This window comes from Pseudomonas serbica, assembly GCF_028823535.1.
Classification (GTDB): Bacteria; Pseudomonadota; Gammaproteobacteria; order Pseudomonadales; family Pseudomonadaceae; genus Aquipseudomonas; species Aquipseudomonas serbica.
The window spans coordinates 196,733-219,457 of the sequence record NZ_JAQIYM010000013.1 but is presented as its reverse complement, the minus strand read 5'-3'; the positions used below and the strand labels follow the sequence as shown (position 1 = coordinate 219,457).

At 62.2% G+C, this 22,725-nt stretch carries 19 protein-coding genes; 15 read left to right on the top strand and 4 right to left on the bottom strand.

What is annotated here, in order from left to right; all coding sequences use genetic code 11:
• The first annotated feature begins 214 nt into the window (after positions 1-214).
• Positions 215-1,150, top strand: coding sequence for a LysR family transcriptional regulator (locus tag NQL71_RS22165; RefSeq protein ID WP_274643296.1), 936 nt, complete (start codon positions 215-217; stop codon positions 1,148-1,150).
• Here NQL71_RS22165 and NQL71_RS22160 read toward each other — a convergent pair.
• Positions 1,135-1,581 carry a GlcG/HbpS family heme-binding protein gene (locus NQL71_RS22160; RefSeq protein ID WP_046815096.1) on the bottom strand — a complete coding sequence of 149 codons (447 nt, stop codon included), beginning with the start codon at positions 1,579-1,581 and terminating at the stop codon, positions 1,135-1,137. The genes NQL71_RS22165 and NQL71_RS22160 overlap by 16 nt on opposite strands.
• An 11-nt stretch (positions 1,582-1,592) precedes the next feature.
• Complete coding sequence (locus tag NQL71_RS22155) at positions 1,593-2,942, bottom strand: metal-dependent hydrolase family protein (protein ID WP_046815114.1); 1,350 nt, start codon at positions 2,940-2,942, stop codon at positions 1,593-1,595.
• A 259-nt stretch (positions 2,943-3,201) separates the two neighbouring features.
• On the opposite strand from NQL71_RS22155, the gene NQL71_RS22150 reads away from it, so the two are divergent.
• Entirely contained in the window at positions 3,202-3,588 is a 387-nt protein-coding gene (locus NQL71_RS22150; protein WP_274643295.1) for a nuclear transport factor 2 family protein, read from the top strand.
• A 544-nt stretch (positions 3,589-4,132) separates the two neighbouring features.
• Here the strand turns inward: NQL71_RS22150 and NQL71_RS22145 are convergent.
• Complete coding sequence (locus tag NQL71_RS22145; protein WP_248686875.1) at positions 4,133-5,290, bottom strand: alpha/beta hydrolase family protein; 1,158 nt, start codon at positions 5,288-5,290, stop codon at positions 4,133-4,135.
• A gap of 60 nt (positions 5,291-5,350) precedes the next feature.
• Entirely contained in the window at positions 5,351-6,313 is a 963-nt protein-coding gene (locus tag NQL71_RS22140; protein WP_046815099.1) for a LysR family transcriptional regulator, read from the bottom strand.
• A 257-nt stretch (positions 6,314-6,570) separates the two neighbouring features.
• On the opposite strand from NQL71_RS22140, the gene NQL71_RS22135 reads away from it, so the two are divergent.
• The 13 genes from NQL71_RS22135 to NQL71_RS22075 all read left to right on the top strand — a co-directional run bounded on the left by NQL71_RS22135 (position 6,571) and on the right by NQL71_RS22075 (position 22,215).
• Positions 6,571-7,509, top strand: a complete 939-nt coding sequence (locus NQL71_RS22135) for a VOC family protein (RefSeq protein WP_046815100.1) — start codon at positions 6,571-6,573, stop codon at positions 7,507-7,509.
• A 15-nt stretch (positions 7,510-7,524) separates the two neighbouring features.
• Positions 7,525-7,935, top strand: a complete 411-nt coding sequence (locus tag NQL71_RS22130) for a Rieske (2Fe-2S) protein (protein ID WP_274643294.1) — start codon at positions 7,525-7,527, stop codon at positions 7,933-7,935.
• Between the two features lie 87 nt (positions 7,936-8,022).
• A complete protein-coding gene (locus NQL71_RS22125) occupies positions 8,023-9,147 on the top strand; it encodes an FAD-dependent oxidoreductase (protein WP_274643293.1) in 1,125 nt (374 codons plus the stop codon).
• A 44-nt stretch (positions 9,148-9,191) separates the two neighbouring features.
• Entirely contained in the window at positions 9,192-10,889 is a 1,698-nt protein-coding gene (locus NQL71_RS22120) for a DUF1302 domain-containing protein (protein WP_077182556.1), read from the top strand.
• 12 nt (positions 10,890-10,901) lie between these two features.
• Entirely contained in the window at positions 10,902-12,290 is a 1,389-nt protein-coding gene (locus NQL71_RS22115) for a DUF1329 domain-containing protein (protein WP_248686876.1), read from the top strand.
• A 61-nt stretch (positions 12,291-12,351) separates the two neighbouring features.
• Positions 12,352-13,455 (top strand): YCF48-related protein, encoded by a 1,104-nt coding sequence (locus NQL71_RS22110; protein ID WP_248686877.1) that lies wholly within the window; start codon positions 12,352-12,354, stop codon positions 13,453-13,455.
• 4 nt (positions 13,456-13,459) lie between these two features.
• Positions 13,460-15,925 carry an efflux RND transporter permease subunit gene (locus NQL71_RS22105; protein ID WP_274643292.1) on the top strand — a complete coding sequence of 822 codons (2,466 nt, stop codon included), beginning with the start codon at positions 13,460-13,462 and terminating at the stop codon, positions 15,923-15,925.
• Complete coding sequence (locus NQL71_RS22100) at positions 15,915-17,165, top strand: MFS transporter (RefSeq protein ID WP_274643291.1); 1,251 nt, start codon at positions 15,915-15,917, stop codon at positions 17,163-17,165. Before NQL71_RS22105 ends, NQL71_RS22100 begins: the two co-directional genes overlap by 11 nt.
• A gap of 13 nt (positions 17,166-17,178) precedes the next feature.
• The gene (locus NQL71_RS22095; RefSeq protein WP_274643290.1) at positions 17,179-17,760 is read left to right on the top strand and encodes a cupin domain-containing protein; all 582 of its coding nucleotides are present in this window, start codon (positions 17,179-17,181) and stop codon (positions 17,758-17,760) included.
• Complete coding sequence (locus NQL71_RS22090) at positions 17,757-18,740, top strand: fumarylacetoacetate hydrolase family protein (RefSeq protein ID WP_274643289.1); 984 nt, start codon at positions 17,757-17,759, stop codon at positions 18,738-18,740. Before NQL71_RS22095 ends, NQL71_RS22090 begins: the two co-directional genes overlap by 4 nt.
• A gap of 10 nt (positions 18,741-18,750) precedes the next feature.
• Entirely contained in the window at positions 18,751-19,755 is a 1,005-nt protein-coding gene (locus NQL71_RS22085) for an NAD-dependent epimerase/dehydratase family protein (RefSeq protein WP_046815110.1), read from the top strand.
• Entirely contained in the window at positions 19,733-20,527 is a 795-nt protein-coding gene (locus NQL71_RS22080; RefSeq protein WP_046815111.1) for a cyclase family protein, read from the top strand. Before NQL71_RS22085 ends, NQL71_RS22080 begins: the two co-directional genes overlap by 23 nt.
• Positions 20,528-20,571: 44 nt before the next feature.
• Positions 20,572-22,215, top strand: coding sequence for an arylsulfatase (locus tag NQL71_RS22075; RefSeq protein ID WP_274643288.1), 1,644 nt, complete (start codon positions 20,572-20,574; stop codon positions 22,213-22,215).
• Positions 22,216-22,725: the final 510 nt, after the last annotated feature.

Genomic DNA, 22,725 nt, shown 5'->3' with positions numbered 1-22,725 from the left:
AGGCTGGGTGTGCGGGGCATTGCGCCGCCGGGCGCAGCATTCCACCGACGAGTGTGAGTTATTCGAGCGGGTGGGGTCTGTTCGGTAGCGAACATAAGCGGTGCTGGAGGCAGGTATCTTCCGTTGCGATACCTTCTAGCGAAGCACGCGATTGGCCGGAGCAATACCGGGTCATTAAAGTTGCCACTGTCCATTCCTTTGCAGCGGAAACAGCATGCGCTATCGACGTCTTGACCTGAATCTGCTGGTAGCCCTGGACGCCTTGCTCAGCGAATGCAGCGTCAGCAGGGCCGCCGAGCGCCTGTGCCTGGGCCAGTCAGCGACCAGTTCGGCGCTAGGGCGCTTGCGCGAGCATTTCAATGACCCGTTGCTGGTTCAGGTCGGGCGACGGCTTGAACCGACGGCATTGGGGTTGGAGTTGATGCCCAAGGTGCAGCAAGCCCTCGCTCTTACACGGGAGATTGTCGATGCCCCGGTGAATTTCGACCCGGCCACCTGTACTCGGCAATTTACCCTGGTGGCTTCCGATTATGTGGCCGCAGTGCTGTTGCCAGCGGTCAGTCTTGCGCTGGCGCACGTCGCGCCGGGTGTGCGTTTGAGTCTGCGCGACTTGCCCGTGCCGCGCGATGGCGATGTGGTCAGCGAAGCGCTCGACTATCGCCGCAGTGATTGTGTGATTGTGCCGCAGCGCCGCTTGAACCCGGCTTATCCCCACGTTCCCTTGATGAGTGACCAGCTGTGCTGCATCGTCTGTGCGCAACAGCCGCAGTTCGCCGGGGGCTTGAGCCTGACGGGCTACTGCACCGCCGAACATGTAGTGCGTGAGTTTGCCGATGGGCGAAACCTGGCCATGGATGCGATGCATCTGCATGAGTTAGGCGTTCATCGACGCGTGGCGGTGGCCCTTGAAAGCTTCGCGTTGATGCCGGAGTTCATTGTCGGTACCGCGCGAATCGCCACGGTGTTTCGCCGGCAAGCGCAGCGCTTTGCCCAGCGTTATCCGCTGCGCATTCACCCCGCCCCCCTGGCGTTTCCGGAGGCTGTGCAGGTGTTGCAATGGCACCCGTATCAGGAGCGGGATCCGGCGCTGATGTGGTTTCGCGGCCTGTTGCTGGAACAGGCCGCGTCACTCGATCAACCCGTCGGCTGATCGCCGGTATCGGCCACCAGCCCGGCCTGGTCAATGGCTTGTACGGCGCAGCGCTCGTCATTGTCCGAGGTGTCGCCGCTGATGCCAATGGCACCGAGCATCTGCCCCTCGGTATTGCGAATCAATACACCGCCCGCCACCGGAATGACTTCGCCAGCGGTCAGGCTGTTGATCGCATCGAAGAACGCCGGCATGGCCTGCGCACGCCGCGCCAACTCCCGTCCGCCGAAGCCCATTCCCAGGCAGCCGCGCGCTTTGCCGGTGGCGATCTGCGGGCGAAGGAAACTGGCCTGTTCATCACGCAGCACCGCCAGCGGATGACCCGCCGCATCCAGCACGGCGGCGGCCAGGGGTTTGATCCCGCTTTGCCGGGCGATGCGGATCGCGTTGCTGGCGATGTGAGTGGCTGTGATCAAATCGAGTGTGTGCATGACGTCGATCCTCATACGGCCCACTTGCCCAGTTGTGCGACCCGGTCGCGGGTGTACAGGTCAGTCCACTTCAACGAATTGAAATCGGACACTTGCTTGGGGTTGTAGGGGCTGCGTTCCATGCGCACCGGCTGACCGGCCTTGTACACGGCCTTGAGGCGCGAGCGGTCTTGCAGGATGCGGATGTCGTGCAGCGGCGAGCCGTCGAGCAACAGGAAATCCGCTTGCTTGCCCACTTCCAGGGAGCCGATGGTTTCACCGCGGGGCATACAGCGCGCACCAACAGCGGTGGCGGCATAAAGGGCTTCGGCGGGCGTGAAGCCCAGACGAGTGACCAGCAGTTCCAGCTCACGCGCATGCCACTCGCCATAAGGCGTCACGGCGAAACCGCTGTCGCTGCCGCAGGCGAACGGTACGCCGGCGGCCTTGGCACGCTTGAGCACCGCCGAGCCGACTTCCAGCGTGCGTGCGCAGTAACCGGCGTACCCGGTGCTGATGGCCGGGTCGTGGGGCTGGCAAAAGTCCACGGTGTTCTGCGGGAAGGTCATGGTCGGCGCGAGGATACTGCCCGCTTCGAGCAAGGCCTCGATACAGGCGTCGTCCATGTAGAAGGCGTGGAACACCAGGTCGACACCGGCGCGGGCTGCGTACATCACCGCCTCACGGCCATAGGCATGAGTCGCTACCTTGCAGCCCAGGCGATGGGCTTCCTCGACCATCTCATGGGTTTCTTCGGCGGTGAACGCCGCGATGATTTCGCCGTTCGGGCGGCGGTGGGTGCCGTCCATGGCGATCTTGATCAGGTCTACGCCATCCTTGGCCTGCTTGCGGATTTCTGCCAGGGCTTCACTGCGGCTGGTGACCAGGCGTGCGGTGAAATATTCCGGGGCGCCCACGCGGCTGGGAAACCAGTCATTGAGGCTTTGGCGATTGGTGATGACCCGGCTGCTGGCCGCGATGCGCGGACCCTCGAACAGGCCCGCGGCAACTGCATTGCGCACGGCGATGCTGAGCTGGCCGCTATCGCCTGGGCAAACCATGCTGGTCACCCCAGCGGCCAGCACATGCTGAGCGAAGAACATGCCGCGCAGGGCGCGGAATTCGTCGCTGGTCCAGATATCGATGTCTTCTTCGCTCTGCGCGTTGCCGAAGGCCAGGTGTGTATGCACGTCCACCAGACCCGGCATGACAAAGTTATCGCCGGCGTCCACAACGCTGTCACCTGCTTGTGGTTGCGGTGCCATGGCTGTCGGGCCGACGTATGTCAGCAGGCCGTTCTCCACCACCAGGGTTTGCTGTTGGCGGGTTTGCAGGCCGGTACCGTCGAACAAGGTCTGGCATTTGAGGTGCAGGGCATTCATGGCGTTTTCACTTTGCGGATAGTTATGCAAAGCGAGGCTAGGGCGCGGCCATGAACGCCACCAGCAACTTGCATCAATGCTCACGCATTGATGGCGTCGATAGCTGCTCAATCCCAACAGCGGCGGGGCCTTTGCGGCACCGAGCGAGATCAGGGAGCGGGTATCGCGAGTGGCGATGGCTGGCATCGTGATCGACGATTTTTTACCGGCTGTATCGCACGTCTATGGTGCGCGTTCCTCACCTACAGAGAGTCGTCCCATGACCACCGCAACTGCAAGAACCGAACTCCTGGCACTTGAGCAGGAACGCCGCCGGGCCTTGGTTGAAGAAGATTACCCACGCGTTGCCGAGCTGTTCGCCGATGACCTGGTGTATGTGCACACCACCGGATTGGTGCAAGGCAAGGCGGACTACCTGGAGTACGCCAAAAGCGCCGTGCAGTATCTGGACATTGAGCGTGGCCAATTGCAGATCCGCTTCTACGGCGAACACCTGGCGGTGATGACCGGTACGCAGTGCAACACCTTGCGCAAGCGCGGCGCCGACCAGTCGATTCGCGGCGAGGGCTTTGCCACCCAAGTCTGGGCGTTCGGTGCAGAGGGTTGGCAGATCAGCTCGTTCCATGGAACGCGTGCGCCTGACTGAGTTCATTCAACGCTCAATGAAAACGCCGGAGAGCCCTAAGGACTTCCGGCGTTTTGCTGTGGTCACCCCACACATCTGAAGAAGCCCATCGCGGCGGGCCCACGGAGCAGGACCGGAGCGAGGGTATGCCGAGCATTAGCGAGGCACCGAACGCCAGGGGCAAGAGCCCTTGGTTACTTGGGGCCGGGCGGCGTTCCGTTTTTCCAAGTGACTCGCCGTAAGGGCGAAACCATAAGTGGCCGTTACCGCAGAAATGGATATGTACGCGGTCAACAAACAATAGGTCGGCTGTCAGGCCGCCTTCGCTGGCAAGCCAGCTCCTACAATGGATCGGGTACAGCCGAGAGAGATGTGGCGGTTGTGAGGCCGCCTTCGCTGGCAAGCCAGCTCCTACAATGGATCGGGTAAAGCCGAGGGAGATGTGGCGGCTGTGAGGCCGCCTTCGCTGGCAAGCCAGCTCCTACAATGGATCGGGTAAAGCCGCGAGAGGTGTGGCGGCTGTGAGGCCGCCTTCGCTGGCAAGCCAGCTCCTACACGAGTCCGGTCAAGCCGTATGGCCACCCAGGTTTTCGGCAACCCAGTCAGCGATGTACTGACCCGCGTTGATGCTGTTGTCAAAGCTCGAATGCTGCACGCCACCTTCGCGTTCGGTGAAGATCTTCAGTTCACGCTTGGGGCTGTTGACCAATTGTTCGTAAGTGCGGTGTGCCCACTTCAGCGGGATCTGCGAATCCTTTTCACCGTGGGTTACCAGGAACGGCACCTTGATGCGATCCAGCACGCCGTCCAGATGTACGTTTTCGGCGATGGCCATGAACTCTTCCATGTCTTTGGCACCCCACACCCACTGCACGTGCGCCCAATAGTGCGGTACGGGGAAGCTGCCTTCTTTTTCCAGGCGACGCTTTTGTACATCGCGCCAGTCATGATTGGCGCCCCACACCACACCGCAGGCAAACCGTGGCTCGAAAGCCACTGCGCGCGGGCAGTAATAACCGCCGAGTGAAACGCCCTCCAGGCCGATACGCTTGGCATCCACGTCGTCGCGGGTTTCCAGCCAGTCGACCACGCGGCTGGCCCAGTGCTCGCTGTCGTAACGGGCGATCAGGTTATGCAAGCGCAGTGCTTCACCGGTGCCGGGCTGGTCGATGATCAACGATGAGACGCCGCGTTTTGCCAGCCAGGCGGGCAGGCCAACGCGGTATTTCATCTCTTTGGTCGAATCCAGTCCATTGACCTGCACCAGGATCGGTGCCGGGCCGCTCACGCCTTCGGCACGCACCAGAAGGCCGGAAATATGTTTGCCCTCGTAGGGGATTTCAACGCGCTCGCAGTTCTCCCGCGACAGTTCGACTCCGCGTTTGAAGGTCTGCAAAAAGCGCTGGTACAGCTCGGTGCGACCGGGTGCACCATGGGCCTGCAAGCGCTCGCAGGTCAGGTAATAGGTGGCGGCACGGTTGTATTTTTCGCCGGCGGACAGCAGCCGGCCGTTACCTTCATCTTCCTCGGCCAGGCCGCAGAGTTTGTCGGCCATCTTCGCCCAGGTTTCGCGGAACGCCTTGGTGCCAGCGGCGTCGGGCTGCTGGGCGGCTTCCTGCAGCGGTGCGCACATCTCTTCGATTTCGCCCATGCGGGCGCCCATCTCGATGGCCAGGTTGACAGAGAGATTCCACACGTAATTGGTCGGGAAATAACGGAACATGATTGTTGTTGTCCTTGTGGTTGCCTTGAGCTTTCACAAGGCACGTTAAGGACGCCCCGGCTAATTGACCAATCGTGACTCGGGATGCGAGGTATCGCGAGCGGCGATAGGATCCTGTTCCAGATGCTGGATGAATTCGCTGATGCGCTCGCGCAGCCAGCGGTGCATTGGGTCGCCGTCCACGCTGCGGTGCCAGAGCATGACTTCGCGCATGACCGGAATCTTCACCGGCGGATTGAGGATGCGCAGCGGCAGGTGCTCGGCGTACAAACGCGCCAGGCGCTGGTGCATGGTGGCGATGCGTTGGGTGCCGACGACCAGCTGCGGCAGGGTGTTGAAGTCGTTGGTGATGACTTCGATACGGCGGTTGAACCCGTACTGGTTCATGAACCATTCTTCGATGCTCAAGTGCCGGGTGCGACCAAACCCGACGGACACGTGGCCCATGTCCATGTACTGCTCAAGGCTCAGGCTGTCGCCGACCTGGGTATTACCGTTCCACACCACGCAGACGTGTTCTTCTTCAAACAGCAGTTTGTGGGGGTGGCCGTCGATGATGTAGCGCTCGGGCACGATCATCAGGTCGACCTCGCCGCGAATCAGCAACTCACCGGAATTGTCGCCAGGGCCGAGCATCTCGAACGTGATGTTCGGGGCTTCCTGATGGATCTTCTGAATCACCTGGGCAAACAGCACGCTGATCAGGTAATCGGAGGTCACGAGGCGGAAGTGGCGCTTGCTGGTGGTGGGGTCGAACACCGGCTTGGCGGTGATCGAGGATTGAATGGTCAGCAGTACTTCGCGGATCGGTTTGGCGAGTTCCCGGGCGTAGGGCGTGGGCTGCATCTTGCGCCCCACCTGCACCAGCAGTTCGTCTTCGAAATAACTGCGCAGTCGCCCGAGCACACCACTGGTTGCGGACTGCGTCATGTGCAGGCGTTCGGCGGCACGGGTGATGTTCTGCTCTTCGAGCAACACATCGAGTGCCACCAGGAGATTGAGGTCCAGGTGGTTGAAACGCATCAGGCAGGTCCGCTCTTGTATTTATTTTCACGATACATTCCGGTGAATTGATCGTCCCGTCAACCCCGTCTTCAGGTATCGCGTTTGCCGATAGGTCGCATCCCCACTCGCGATTAGTCAGCTGCCCAGCCGCACGTCAATCTTCGCCGCAGTCGGACCTCTGGCCGACACCACCACCGGATTCCATGCATCGCCGATCGGCCTGGTCGAGCGTTCGGCAGCAGTCTCCGGATCATAATTTCAATGGAGTGGTAGCCATGAACATCATTGGCCTTGACGCCCTGATCTTTGGCGTCGATGACATCCAAGCCTGTACCGATTGCCTGCGTGACTACGGCCTGACGCCGATTGACGTCGACAGCGATGGCGGGCGTTTTGAAGCACTGGACGGCACCGCCGTGATCATTCGCCGTGCGGACGATCCGACCTTGCCGGTGGCGATCGGCCCGGCGCCGTCGATTCGTGAAACCCTTTACGGCGTGGCCAGCGCGGCGGACCTGGACGCCATCGAAGACGAGTTGGCGCGCGACCGCCAGGTCTCACGGGAAAACGGCGTGCTGCACAGCGTCGACGACATGGGGTTCGCGATCGCATTCCAAGTCACCGTGCGCAAGGCGTACAGCGCCCCGGACGACCTGACCAACGCCGCCGGCCATGCGCCGCAGCGCCCGCTGAACCAGCCTGGCATTACCCTCGACATGAGCGCGGTGCCGCGCACCTTGTCCCACGTGGTGTATTTCGTCCCCGACGCGGCCAAGGCCGAAGCGTTCTACGCCGAGCGCCTGGGCTTTCGGACCACGGACACCTTCATCGGCGCCGGGCCGTTCATGCGCCCGGCGGGCTCCGATGATCACCATTGCCTGTTCATGATCCAGACCCCGCCGCACATGAAGGGCTGCGAACACTTCACCTTTCACATGGGCAGCGGCACCGAAGTGCTGTTGGCCGGCACGCGGTTCGAGCAAAAGGGCTGGACCAGTTTCTGGGGCCCGGGTCGTCACCTCTTTGGCTCCAACTGGTTCTGGTACTTCAACAGCCCCCTGGGTTGCCACATTGAATACGACGCCGACATGGACAAACACGATGACGCCTGGGAGGCCCGTCGCGCGCCTTTGTCTGCCGATAACTCGCAGCTGTTCCTGTTCAATTCGAAGGCGAAATGGGCACCCGGCGGCCCGCCACCCAAACAGGGTTGAACACGGGTGTCTGCCATGAGCCACAGCGATTTCTACCTGTGCCGGATGGATGAATTGGTGGAAGGGCAGGCGCGCGGATTCGATCCATGGCAACGCGGCAAAGACAGTGTGTTTGCCGTAATGCACGAGGGACAGGTGCGGATTTATCGCAACAGTTGCCCGCATCTGGACGTGCGCCTGGAGTACCGCAAAGACCGTTTTTTATCCGCCGACGGCCAGTTGATCGTCTGTTACGCCCACGGTGCGCAGTTCCTGCCAAGTACCGGCGAATGCGTCTACGGCCCCTGTCTGGGCCAGACGCTGGAGGCGTTGCCCTGGCGTGCGCAAGAGGGCTGGCTGGTGCTGCAAATGCCTGGCATGGAGGCCGCGCAGCCTCAGATCGAGGTATCGCGTTTGCAGATACATCGCATCCCTACTCGCGATTAGTCAAATCCCTGGTTTGACGGGAAGCTGAACCCAACGACGCAGTGCCCGACGCTGCATCGAATCACAAGAATAACAAGTGAGAAAACCATGAGTGCAGTGAACAAAGTTCTGATCGTGGGCGGTGGCATTGGTGGCTTGTGTGCGGCCATCGCACTGCGGCGCAAGGGCATTGAGGTCGATCTGATCGAACTCAAGTCAGAATGGACGGTGTACGGCGTCGGGATCATCCAGCAAAGCAACGTGGTCCGCGAGATGGCCAAGCTTGGCGTGCTGGATGGATATCTCGATGCGGCGTACGCCTTTGAAGACGTCGCCATCTATGGCCCGGCCGGCCAACAACTGGCGCGCATTCCGGGTCAGCGCCTGGCAGGGCCTGCGTACCCGGCCAACGTCGGCATCTCGCGCCTGGCGCTGCACAAGGTGCTCAGCGAAACGGCGCTGGAACTCGGCGCGCAAGTACGCCTGGGCCTTAGCGTGGAAGCCTTGAAAGACACCGGCGACAGCGTCGATGCGCTGTTCACCGATGGCAGCAGCGCTGTCTACGACCTGGTGGTTGGCGCGGACGGTCTGTTCTCCAGGGTTCGTGATTTGCTCTTCGGCGACACCTACACACCGCGTTTCACCGGCCAGTCGGTGTGGCGCTACAACTTCCCGCGTGCCCCGCAGATCGATCACCTCGCCAACTACCAGAGTGCCGAAGGCAACGCCGGCCTGGTGCCGCTGGCCGGTGACCTGATGTACCTGTTTCTCACGTCCCACGAACCGTCCAATCCGTGGATGGACCCGGCCACGCTGGCCGAGCAGATGCGCCAGCGCTTGCAGGGTTTCACCGGCCTCATCGGCGAACTGCGCGAGCAGATCACCGACAGCAGCCAAGTGGTCTACAAGCCGATGGAAGTGGTCTTCGTCAATGAGCCCTGGTACCGCGGTCGCGTGCTGCTGATCGGCGATGCTGCCCACGCGACTACGCCGCACCTCGGCCAGGGCGCCGGCATGGCGATTGAAGATGCCATCGTGCTCAGTGAAGAACTGACCCGTGACGGCAACGTCGAGCAACAGCTGCAGCGCTTCATGGCGCGCCGTTTCGAGCGCTGCAAATTCATCAGCGAAAGCTCGGTGCTGGCCGGCGACAAGGAAATGCAACACGACCGTGAGTTCGACCGCATCGGCCTGGTCAAGCGAATGCTCGCGCTGACGGCCGAGCCCATCTGATTCACCCACAGCAGTTACCACTATAAAAACAAGAGGTTAACGCGATGGTTAGTTCCACGACTGCGACGCTTGCGCGCCGCCCGGTCAGCCCCTCTGCACCCTTTGGTTTCACCCTCGCCGCGGCGTTGGTGCTGTGCAGTCAGGCTGCCCAGGCCTTTTCGGTAGACACCGGCAATCCGGATTTCAACCTGCGTTGGGACAACACGGTGAAGTACAGCGCCGCCTGGCGCACGCAAAATCCCAGCAGCAAATTGAGCGAGGGCCAGGTAGCACTCAACCAGGACGACGGCGACCGGGCCTTCAAGAAGGGCCTGATCTCCAACCGCACGGACATCCTTTCCGAGCTGGACATGTCGTTCAAGAACGTCGGCGCGCGCCTCAGTGGCGCCGCCTGGTACGACACCGAATACCAGCAGGACAACGACAACGACGACCCGGCCCGGGCCAACGCCCGTTCCGTGGCCTATGACGAATTCACCGACGACACTCGCCATCTGCACGGCGGTAAAGGCGAATTGCTCGATGCGTTCGTGTACTGGAACGGCGAGCTGGCCGACCACGCCACGTCCGTGCGTGCCGGTCGCCACGGCTTGATCTGGGGCGAGAGCCTGTTCTTCGGGGCCAACGGCATTGCCGGTGGCATGGCGCCGGTCGACGTGGTGAAGGCGCAGTCCGTACCCAACACCCAGTTCAAGGAAATCACCCGTCCGGTCAATCAACTGTCCGGCACGTTTCAACTGACCAACGACGTATCACTCGGCGCCTTTTACCAGCTGGAGTGGGAAGAGACACGCCTGCCGGGTGCCGGCAGTTACTTTTCCACCAGTGACACCATTGGTGAAGGCAACGAACGCTTGATCGTGGGCGCGCCATTTCCGGCTTTCCTCGGTGGCAATCCCGGCAGCCCGGCGGCGTTCTTCCATGGCAATGACAAGGAAGCGAAAAGTTCGGGGCAGGGTGGCCTGCAGTTGAAGTACAGCGCCGAGACGGTCGAGTACGGCCTGTACGCGATCCAGTATCACGACAAGACACCCAAGCTGTATCTCAAACCCTCCACCGGTGCGCCGAACTTCGGCACTGGCCAGATCGGCGAGTACTACTGGGTGTACCCGGAAGACATTCGCGCCTTCGGCGCCAGTTTTTCCACCACCGTCGACGAATACAGCTTCGCCGGTGAAGCCTCGATGCGCTGGAACATGCCGCTGGTTTCCAACGGGCAAACCGTCCTGCCCGGCGTGGTCGCCGACAACGATGACGACGCCCTCTACGCGGTCGGCCGTACCGCCCACGTCAACCTCAACGTCCTGGCGTCGTTCGGACCGAACTTCCTTGCCAGGGAATCCGGACTGGTCGGTGAGATCGCCTGGAACCGCCTGCTGAGCGTCACCAAAAACCGTGCCGCCCTTGACCCCAATGCCACCGATGACGGCCTCGGTTTCAAGGTGGTCTACACCCCGACGTACCGCCAGTTCTTCTCCGGCATCGATATCAGCATTCCGGTCGGCCTCAGTTATTTCCCACTGGGCAAATCGGCGGTTGTCAGCTCGTTCGGGCCGGACAACGGCGGCGACATGAACATCGGCATCACCGCCACCTACCTGGATCGCGTCACCGCCGGGCTGACCTACACGCATTACTACGGCGCCGAGGACACCAACCTCAACGCCGCCAGCCAGTTCAATTACAAGCAATCGCTGAAAGACCGGGATTATCTGTCTTTCTCCGTCAAGACCACGTTTTAAGAGGACTTGCGCATGACCCATAACAAGAAAACCGGAGCCTTCAAGCTCAAAACCCTTTGCTTTGCACTGCTGGGAAGCCTGGCCATTTGCAGCCAGATGGCGGGCGCTGCGACGGCGGAAGACGCGGCCAAACTGTCGAAAAACCTGACGCCTTTTGGCGCCGAGCGCGCCGGCAATGCCGACGGCTCCATTCCGGCGTGGGACGGTGGTTACACCAAGGTCGATCCTTCGTTCAAGGAAGGCGGCAAGCGTTCCGACCCGTTTGCGGCAGACAAACCGCTGTTCAGCATCACCTCGAAAAACCTGGCGCAATACGCCGGCAAACTCAGCGATGGCACCAAGGAAATGTTCAAGCGTTTCCCGGACACCTATCGCATCGATGTGTACCAGACCCGTCGCACCGCCGCCGCGCCGCAGTGGGTGTATGACAACACGCTGAAAAACGCCACCCGCGCCAAACTGGTCGACAGCAGCGCCGGCCCCGTCCCCGAAGGCGCCTTTGGCGGTATTCCGTTTCCGGTGCCGAAAAACGGTGCCGAAGCCATGTGGAACCATGTGCTGAATTGGCGCGGGACCTCGCTGTCGATGCATTTTCGTCACTACCTGATGACCGCCGATGGCAAGCCGGTCATGACCACCGATGGCCAAGCCATTCAGGAGATGCCGTATTACTACCAGGACGGATCGCCGGAGACTTTTGACGGTGACTATTGGCTGTTCCGCCTGCTCAACGTCGGGCCGCCGTTGCGCGCCGGCGAGCAGATCATGGGCCGTACCAACATCAACGGCGACTTGTCCCAGGCCCACGTCTACCTGACCGGCCAACGTCGCGTGCGCAAACTGCCGAATGCCTGCTGCGATACACCGACACCGGCGACTGCCGGGGTGATGTCCTTCGACGAATTGAGCGTGTTCCAGGGCCGCATGGACCGCTTCAACTGGAAACTGGTGGGCAAGCAGGAGATGTACATCCCCTACAACACCAACAAGGTGCAAACCGCCGCCAAACCTGAAGACCTGTTCCTCGCCCATCACATGAACCCCGATTACGTGCGTTGGGAATTGCACCGGGTCTGGGTCGTGGAAGCGGAGCTGGCGCCGGGCAAGCGTCACCAGTTGCCGAAGGGCCGCTATTACCTCGATGAAGACACCTGGCAAGCCATGTTGGGCGACCGTTGGGATGCCAACGGCCAGTTGGCCAAGACCCTGTGGTCGTTGCCCGCGGTCCTGCCGGACCTGCCTGCACAAGCGCAGTTGTCTTCCGGTTTTTACGACCTGACCTCCGGCGCCTGGTTTATCCAGAACGTCTACACCGGCCAGCCCGAACAGTACGGCGTGGTGGATCGCTACAAGGCCTCCGAGTTCTCGCCTGCGGCGATGGCGGGTGCCGGGGTTCGTTGAGTCAGACCGGGTCGCGGCTGGCGCAGCGTGATCCGGTATCAAACGGTTTTTCGAGGTCGGTATGAACAGATTCTGTCAGGTGGTTGGTCGGCTGATGTGGTTGATGGCGCTGCCTCTGGCGCCGTTGAGCCTGGCGCAGGCCGCTGCGGTGGGCGACGCACTCAATACGCCGGCGATGCTGGCACCGCAAGCGCAATCCGCGGTGCTGCTGGACCTGGCCCGGGCAGGCGCGCGGCTGGTGGCGGTGGGGGAGCGGGGCATCGTGCTGCTTTCCGATGACAATGGCGTGAGCTGGCGCCAGGCAGCGGTGCCGGTTTCGGTCAGCCTGACCGCCGTGCAGTTTGTCGACGCCAACACAGGCTGGGCCGTGGGGCATGGCGGCGTCGTGCTGGCATCGCGCGACGGAGGTGAACACTGGGTTGTGCAACTGGACGGTTTGCGTGCGGCACAACTTGAGTTGGCGGCCGCCACCGAGCAACTGCCATCTGCAAGCGATCCGGATGCCGCCGCCGCGCGCGTGCAAACGGCTGAACGGCTTGCCGGTGAGGCTGCTGACAAACCGTTTCTCGCCCTGCAATTCGTCGATGACCGGCACGGCCTGATTGTTGGCGCTTACGGCCTGGCGTTTCGCACCGACGATGGCGGTACCACCTGGCAATCCATCATGGGGCAAATCGATAACCCGATGGGCGCGCACTTGTCGGCCATCGCGCAACAAGGCGAGCACTGGTTCCTGGCCGGCGAGCAGGGTTATCTGGCTCGTTCGACGGATGCCGGCAAGTCATTCACGCAGTTGGAAAGTCCTTACGCGGGCAGTTTTTTCACCCTGCAAATGCGCGATGACGGCGTGTTGCTGGTGGCCGGCTTGAAGGGCAATGCGTTTGTCTCCAGCGACCTGGGCGAAAGCTTCCAGCCCGCGTCGGTGACGATGCCGGTGTCGTTCAGCGACGGGATTCGCACCGATGACGGCCAGTTGTTGCTGGTCAATCAGAGCGGCGCCCTGTTTCGCACCAACAGCCAGCCCGGCGCACTGCTCCAGCCCTACGGCAAGCCGCTCGGCAAGCCCGTTGCCAGTGTTGTCCAGGCCGCCGACGGCAGCCTGACGCTGGCCGGTTTCACTGGGTTGACGCGCATCTCGCCGTCAATCGCTACCGCTTCGGAGTGAGGTTATGAAGTCTTTCGACAACGCCACGGCCAGCCTGGCGAATTTCGATCCGCGCTCTGGTTCCGTGGTGGAACGCACGCTGTTCAACCACCGCCTGTGGGTGCTGTTGGTGTGTGTGCTGACCACCCTGGTGCTCGGCTATCAAGCCACCCGTATCGAGCTCAATGCGAGCTTCGAAAAAATGATCCCCACACAGCAACCCTACATTGCCAACTACCTTGAGCATCAGAAACAGCTCACCGGCTTAGGCAACGCGCTGCGCATCGTGGTCGCCAACAAACACGGCGATATCTACGACGCCGAGTACCTGAAAACCTTGCAAGCCCTGAGTGACCAACTCTACCTGCTGCCGGGTGTCGACCGGGCCTACATGAAGTCGCTGTGGACACCGGCCACGCGCTGGGTAGCCGTAACCGAGGACGGCCTCGACGGCGGTCCGGTGATTCCCGATGACTACAGCGGCACCGCCGCCAACCTCGAATCGCTGCGGCGCAATGTGCAGCGCTCCAACGAACTTGGCCAACTGGTGGCTCTGGACCAGACCTCGAGCATCATTTATGTGCCGTTGCTGGCCACCACCCCTGACGGCAAGCCGCTGGATTACGCGGTGTTGTCCGAGCAGCTGGAGACGCTGCGCAGCACCTATCAAAGCGCCAACATCGACATTCGCATTACCGGTTTCGCGAAAAAGGTCGGCGACCTGATTGCCGGCCTGAAGCAGATCCTGTTGTTCTTTGCCGTCGCAATCCTGATCACCACCGCCGTGCTGTTCTGGTACACCCGCTGCCTGCGCAGTACGGTGCTGGTGGTGTTGTGCTCGCTGGTGGCAGTGGTCTGGCAGCTCGGGTTGCTGCCCTTGCTGGACTACCAACTGGACCCGTATTCGGTGCTGGTACCGTTCCTGGTGTTTGCCATCGGCATGAGCCATGGCGCGCAGAAAATGAACGGCATCATGCAGGACATCGGCCGAGGCATGCACCGGGTGGTGGCGGCGCGCTTCACCTTCCGCCGCCTGTTCCTCGCCGGGCTGACGGCGCTGCTGTGCGATGCCGTGGGTTTTGCCGTGCTGATGCTGATCAAGATCCAGGTCATTCAAGACCTCGCGGTGATCGCCAGCATCGGCGTGGCGGTGTTGATCTTCACCAACCTGATCCTGCTGCCGGTGTTGCTCTCCTATGTCGGCGTAACGCCGCGGGCGGCTCAGCTGAGCCTCAAAAGCGAACAGGCTGAGCAAAGCGGCCAGACCCGCCATGCCTTCTGGCGCTTTCTCGACCTGTTCACCCATCGCCGCTGGGCGAGCCTGTGCATCGCCATCAGCCTCGCGCTGGCTGCGCTCGGTTTTGTGGTCAGCCTGCAACTGAAAATCGGCGACCTCGACGCCGGTGCACCGGAGCTGCGCGCGGACTCGCGCTACAACCAGGACGATGCTTTCCTGACCCGTCATTACGGCGCCAGCAGCGACCTGTTCGCGGTGATGGTGAAAACCCCGGCCAGCAGCTGTGCGCGCTACGACATCCTGGCCAAGGTCGATGCCCTGGACTGGCAACTGCGCGCCTTGCCGGGCGTGGATTCGACCAACTCGCTGGCGTTGCTCAACCGGCGCATGCTGGTCGGCCTCAGTGAGGGCAACCCGAAGTGGTACGAGCTGCAGAACAACCAGGCGATGCTCAACATGATCACCGCCAGCGCGCCGCGCGGGTTATACAACGAAGACTGCAGCCTGTTGACCCTGTACGCCTACCTCACCGACCACAAGGCCGAGACGCTGACCCGCCTGGTCGAGCACGTGGAGCAATTTGCCGCGGCGAACAACACCGACGAGGTGCAGTTTCTCCTGGCCGCCGGTAACGCCGGGATCGAAGCGGCGACCAATATCGTGGTCAAGCAAGCCAACCGCGAAATGCTCGTCTGGGTCTATGGCGCAGTCATTCTGCTGTGCCTGATCACCTTCCGCTCCTGGCGCGCGACCCTGTGCGCGGTGATTCCGCTGATGCTCACCTCCATCCTCTGCGAAGCCTTGATGGTCTGGCTGAACATCGGTGTGAAAGTCGCCACGCTGCCGGTCATCGCCTTGGGCGTGGGTATCGGCGTCGACTATGCGTTGTACGTGATGAGCATTCTGCTGGGCCATCTGCGCCAAGGGTCGAGCCTGTCAGAAGCCTATTACCGTGCGCTGGTGTCCACCGGCAAGGTGGTGATGCTGACCGGTATCACCCTGGCGATTGGTGTCGCGACCTGGACGTTTTCACCGATCAAGTTCCAGGCCGACATGGGCGTGCTGCTGGCCTTCATGTTCGTCTGGAACATGGTTGGCGCCCTGGTGTTGCTGCCGGCGCTGGCGTACTTCCTGCTGCCCGCACGCAGCGAGGCGCAAGGTCCAGTGGCGGTGCGCAACGTCGCAGGTTCCGAGACGGCGGTGGTTGCCAACGTTCCTCACCTGCGCATCAAGGAGCCGTGCCATGGTCGCTAATGTCTTCGTAGCACATTCCACCCGGCAAGCCGGATGGGCGCAATCGCTGTTGTTGCTGCTGGGCAGCTGTCTGCCGGTGCTGGGCGCGGTGTTGCTGGCCCCGGTGTTGCCGCGGATGCAGGCGCATTTTGCCGACGTGCCCGGCAGCGCCGTAATGGTTCCGATCGTATTGACGTTACCAGCCTTGGTGATCGCCTTGCTGGCGCCGTTCGCCGGGCTGATCGCCGATCGCCTGGGGCGCAAGCCGTTGTTGCTGGCCAGCATGACGCTGTACGTGCTCTGCGGCGTGCTGCCGCTGTGGCTCGACTCGCTGCCGGCGATCGTGCTCAGTCGCGCGGGCATCGGCTTGGCCGAGGCGGGCATCATGACCTGCTGCACCACGCTGATGGGCGACTACTACAGCGGCGCCCGGCGGGAGCGTCTGTTTGCCTTGCAGATGGTCGCCACCTCGTTGTCGGCAGCGGTGTTCATCGCGCTGGGTGGTTTCCTCGGGCAAAACGATTGGCGTACGCCGTTTGCGCTGTACGCCGTGGGCCTGGTTTTCCTGCCGCTGATGGCCTGGAAACTGTGGGAGCCACAGGCCGCTGCGCAACCCGAGCCAACCACCCCGCCGATGCCCACGGGCAAATTCCCTTGGCGCCCGCTCGCCCCCCTGTATGTGTTGTCGCTGCTGGCAGGGCTGAGCCTGTTCATCGTGCCGGTGCAGGCCGGATACCTGCTCAACCTGCTGCAGGTGGATGCCCCGCAACAGATCGGCATGACCATGGGCGCCAATCAGCTGGGCGTACTCGTCGGTGCGTTGAGTTTTCGCTTGTTCAGCGCCATGCGTGGGCAGCACATGCTGTTGCTTGCCTATGTGCTGGCGGGCATCGGCGGGTTGTTGATGGCTGACGCCTTGACCCATGTGCAGGTCGTGGTCGCCGTGACCATCAACGGCCTGGGCATTGGCCTGATGCTGCCGACACTGATCACCTGGATCATGGCGCAAGTCGATTTCCATCAACGCGGGCGGGCGGCGGGGTGTTTTACCGCGGCCATCTTCGCCGGCGAATTCATCAGCCCCCTGGTGGTGCTCGGCATGACCGGTGGCGTCGCCACCGCGCTACCCCATGCGTTGGCCATTGTGGGCGGGCTGCAACTGTTGGTGGCAGTGTTTTGCCTGGCCGTGCCGCGGCTCGGTGGTTTGGCGCCCCACGCAAATATTGTTGTCGATGGCTCGACCATCGGCGACGGAAACTGAATGAGGATTTTCCATGCAAGCGCTTCCTGAATTCAAACGAGTGGTCACCGGTCACGATCAGCATGGCCAGGCGATTGTCGCCAGCAGCGGGCCGACGCCGAACGTGTTCCCGCTGGCGTCGGTGCCGGGCACGGTGTTTTACGAACTGTGGAACAGCAGCACCAGCCCGGCCTTGCTCGACAACGCCAGTGACCCCAGCAGCAAACCCCTGCAACTGAGCCCCGGCCCCCTGGGCAGTGTGATTCGGGTGGTGGATATTCCGCCGGACAGCGTGCAGAACCAGGTCAGCGCGGAAAGTGCCGCGGCGGCGTTCGTCGAAATTGGCGAGTCCCACGCCGGCACCGGCAAAGCGGACTCTCGACATAAACTGATGCACCGCACCGAGACCCTCGACTACGGCATCGTCACTGAAGGCGAAGTGTGGCTGGTGCTCGATGAGGAGGAAGTGCACCTCAAGCGCGGCGACGTCGTGGTGCAGCGCGGTACCAACCATGCCTGGAGCAACCGCACCGAAGCGATGGCGCGCATGGTCTTCATCTTGCTCGACGGACGCTTCGCCGATGAATTGAGCCCTGCCCAAGGAGCATCGGCATGAAACTCGCCACCCTGAAAAACGCCAGTCGTGATGGTCGGCTCGTCGTGGTCTCGCGAGATCTCGCCTGGGCACTGGATGCCGGTTCCGTGGCGCCGACCTTGCAACAGGCGATCGAGAACTGGAGCAGCGTCGAGCCGCGCTTGCAGGCGCTGTCGAGTGAGTTGAATGCGGGCGCAGCGACGGGCGCTTTTGCGTTCGACCCCGCCCAGGCCATGGCGCCGTTGCCCCGCGCCTATCAATGGTGCGACGGCTCGGCCTTCCTCAGCCACGGTGCCTTGATGCAGAAAGCCTTCAATCTTGATCCCATCGATGGCGTCGAGCACACGCCGCTGATGTACCAGGGTGCCGGTGACGATTTCATCGGCCCGCGCGACGACATTGCATTGCCGAGCGAGAGCCAGGGCATCGACTTCGAAGGCGAATTCGTGGTGCTGGTCGATGACGTGCCGATGGGATGCGACGCGCAACAGGCGCTGCAGCACATCAAATTGATCCTGCAGATCAACGACGTCAGTTTGCGCGCCCTGGCTCCGCGGGAAATGCGCACCGGCTTCGGGTTCCTGCAGGCCAAACCCTCGTCCAGTTTCGCCCCGCTGGCCATTACCCCGGATGAGTTGGGCGATGCCTGGCGCGACGGGCGGGTACATCTGCCTTTGCACGTGCACTGGAATGGGCAATGGTTTGGGCAGCCCCACGGCGGCCAGATGAATTTCAGTTTTGGCCAATTGATCGCCCATGCCGCGCTGACTCGCCGATTGGGCGCGGGCACGCTGATCGGCTCCGGCACTGTGTCCAATAGCGAGCGCAGCGCGGGGTCGGCCTGCATCGCCGAGCGCCGCGCCATCGAGATGATCGAACAGGGCGCCGCGCAAACCGGCTTCATGCGCTTTGGCGACCGCGTGCACATGGACGTCCTGGATCGCGACGGCCAGTCGTTGTTCGGCGCGATCGATCAACGTGTCGTTCAGGCCCAAGGCTGAGGGGCGCCCTATGCGTGTGTTGATAACCGGCGCCAATGGTTTTGTCGGACGAGAGCTGGTGCGTTGCCTGCTGGCGCGGGGCAGCCTGCGGGGCCAGGTCATTGCTTCGTTGCTGGTCCTGGACAGGGATTTGCAGGGCTTGCCGGATGACACCCGTCTGCGTCGTCATTTCGGCAGCGTGACCGATCCGGCGTTGATGCGCCGGGTGCTGGCCGACGGCATCGACGTGGTGTTCCATCTGGTCAGCATTCCCGGTGGTGCGGCGGAAGAGCAGTACGAGCTTGGCTATCAGGTCAACCTGCTGGCCAGCCTGGAACTGCTCAACCAACTGCGCAACAAGAACCAGCCACCGGTTCTGGTGTACGCCAGCAGCGTCGCGGTGTACGGCGGTCATCTGCCGGAACGCATGAGCGAGGCCGCCGAGTTGCGTCCCGAATTGTCCTATGGCACGCATAAGGCCATGGTGGAAAGTGCCGTGAGCGACCTGGCCCGGCGCGGCGATGTCGATGGTCGAGCGTTGCGTTTGCCGGGCATCGTCGCCAGGCCCCGCGAGCCCAATGGCTTGCGCTCGGCGTTCATGAGCGACCTGATGCGCGCGTTTGCCGAGGGCGAAGCCTATCAATGCCCGGTCTCGCCGCAGGCGACGGCCTGGTGGATGTCGGCCCGCTGCTGTGTGAACAACCTGATCCACGCTGCCGAGCTCGATGGCGCCGTGCTCGGAGCCCAGCGGGTATGGCAGCTGCCGGTGCTGCAGTTGTCCATCGCCCAAGTGATCGACGCTCTGGCCGAGCGTTATGGGCAAGAGCGCCGCAGGCTGATCAGTTTTTCCCCTGACGCCGGGCTGCAAGCCTTGTTCGGGCGCATGCCGCCGCTGAAAACCCCACAAGCCCGCGCCGCCGGTTTCAACCATGACCGCAACGCTGCCGCGCTGGTCCGCAACGCCCTTAACCCCTCGGCCCCCCGACTTCTGCCGCTGACCGGAGAGACCTTTCATGTCACAGCCAACCAAGCCTAAGCGTCGTCTCGTCGACCTCTCGGTCACGCTCGACAACAACCCCTACACCGATCCGCCACCATTGTTGCCCAAGATCGATTACATGGATCACCAGCAAGGCTGGCCGGAGATGGCCGCGATGTTCCCCGGCTTGCAACTCGAACAGATGCCGGGCAACGAGTCCTGGGCCGCCGAACGACTGCACATCACCACCCACAGCGGCACGCACATGGATGCGCCCTGGCATTACGCCTCGACCACCGACGGCGGCCAGCCGGCCTTTGGCATCGACGAGTTGCCGCTGGATTGGTGCTTGCAGCCGGGGGTGAAGCTGGATTTTCGCCACATGGCCGACGGTCATGTGGTGACCGCTGCCGAGATCGAAGCGGAGCTTAAGCGAATCGGCCACGAGTTGCGGCCGCTGGACATCGTGCTGGTCAACACCCGCGCCGGCGCGCTGTTCGGCCAGCCGGGGTATCTGGATGCCGGCGTCGGCATCGGCCGTGAAGCCACGATGTATCTGCTGGAACGTGGGGTGCGGGTGGTCGGCACCGACGCCTGGAGTTGGGACGCACCGTTCAAGTACACCCGCGAACGTTTTGCCGCCGACGGCGATGCCTCGATCATTTGGGAAGGGCACAAGGCCGGGCGCGATATCGGTTATGGGCAAATGGAAAAACTCGCCAACCTGGAATCCCTGCCGGCCAGTGGATTTGTGGTGTCTTGCTTCCCCTACAAGATCAAGCATGCATCGGCCGGTTTTGTGCGAGCGGTGGCGATCTTCGAAGAGTAAGCAACGCCTGAAACAATCCTCGATTAAACAATAAGAGAGAACACATGCCTCTTTTGCGTCTGCCGCAAACAATACTGGCGACCGCGTTGGCACTGGGCAGCAGCCTGGCCATGACGGCCAGCGCCGACTCGGCAAAGCCCAATATCCTGCTGATCGTCGCCGATGACCTGGGTTATTCCGACCTGGGCAGCTACGGCGGCGAAATCAATACGCCCACCCTGGATCAACTGGCCAGGGATGGCCTGCAGTTCACCAACCTGTACGCCGCGCCGACCTGTTCGATTACGCGCTCGATGCTGATGTCCGGCACCGACAACCACCTCGCCGGCCTCGGTACCATGGCGGAAGCCCTGCAACCCTTTCAACGGGGCAAGCCGGGGTACGAGGGTTATCTGAACCAGCGTTCCTATTCGATCGCCGAACTGTTGAAACAAGGCGGCTACAGCACCCTCATGGTCGGCAAATGGCACCTGGGCCTGGAGGCGGACCAGGGGCCGGATCAACGTGGTTTCGAGCAGTCGTTCACCTTGCTGGAGGGCGGTGCATCGCACTTCAAACCCGCCAGTGTCGACCCGGCCAAGATCGAGCAGGTGCACTACCGTGAAAACGGCAAGGCCGTGGAGTTGCCGGAGAATTTCTATTCTTCGGACTTCTACACCGACAAACTGATCAGCTACCTGCAAAACAGCCAGAAGGACGGCAAGCCGTTTTTCGCCTACGCGGCGTTTACCTCACCGCACTGGCCGCTGCAAGCACCCAAGGAGTACCTGGACAAGTACAAAGGGCGGTTCGATCAGGGCTATGACAGCGTACGGCTGGCGCGGATCGAGCGGATGAAAAAGCTCGGCCTGATGGCAGGCGATGCCCAGCCGGCTAAGCCGCTACCGGTGAATCCCAAGCTGCCGGGCTGGGAGCAACTGAGCCCTGAGCAGCAACAGGTCGAGGCGCGGAAGATGGAAATCTACGCCGCCATGGTCGACAACCTCGACCATAACATTGGCCGCCTGGTCGACTACCTGCGCAAAAGCGGGCAGTACGACAACACGCTGATCGTGTTCATGTCGGATAACGGCGCGGCGGGGGAGAATCACGCCCAGTTCTATCCGCCGGGCGCACACACCGACAATAGCTATGCCAACCTGGGGCAGAAGGGTTCCCAGATCGACTATGGCCTACGCTGGGCCGAGGTCAGCGCTGCACCGTTCCACCTGTTCAAAGGCACCACCGCAGAAGGCGGTATCAGCGTGCCGGCGATCGTTCAGTTGCCCAAGTCACTGCGTCGCCAGGGCGTGGAACGCGGCGTTGCGCGGGTGGATGACCTGGCGCCGACCTTCCTGGAACTGGCGGGCATCGAAGCGCCAACGGACTCGAATAAACATCCGATTACCGGCAAATCGATGCTGCCGATGCTCGCCGGCAAAGGCAGCCCGCACATTAACGACAGCCTGGCCGGCGAGCTGTTCGGCAATGCTTATTACCGCGAGGGAAACCTGAAGCTGCTGGGTATGCGCCCGCAGGCAGGCTTTGGCGATAACGCGCAGCCGCCGCAATGGCAATTGTTCGATCTGGCCCAGGACCGCGGCGAAACCACCGACCTGGCGGCCGCCCAACCGGAAACGGTGCAACGGCTCAAGGCTGCCTGGTTGAAGTATGCCGAGCGGGTCGGTGTGGTGTTTCCAGCGCATTGACCGGGTTGCCCTCATGCACCGTTACGGATGCATGAGGGTAGGCACTTTTCCTGACGGTCAGCCAGGCTGTTGCTAAACGGTATGCCGACCATCAACGCCGATTTGCTCGCTTTCGTCAGGAGTCAAGTAGCTGCAGGGGCAGGTGCACACATCTGTAGGAGCCGGCTTGCCGGCGAAGGCGGAGGGTCAGGCGATGGAGATGTTGGCTGTGTCGGCCTCTTCGCTGGCAAGCCAGCGCCTACAGGTTTACTGCTCGCTGCCGGAATTTGCGTCTGGCCTAATCCTCTGTAGGAGCCGGCTTGCCGGCGAAGGCGGTGGGTCAGGCGAGGGAGATGCTGGCTGTGCCGGCCTCATCGCTGGCAAGCCAGCGCCTACAGGTTTACTGGGCGCTAGCGGAATTTGCGCCGGGCCTAATCCTCTGTAGGAGCCGGCTTGCCGGCGAAGGCGGTGTGTCAGGCGATGGAGATGTTGGCTGTGCCGGCCTCTTCGCTGGCAAGCCAGCGCCTACAG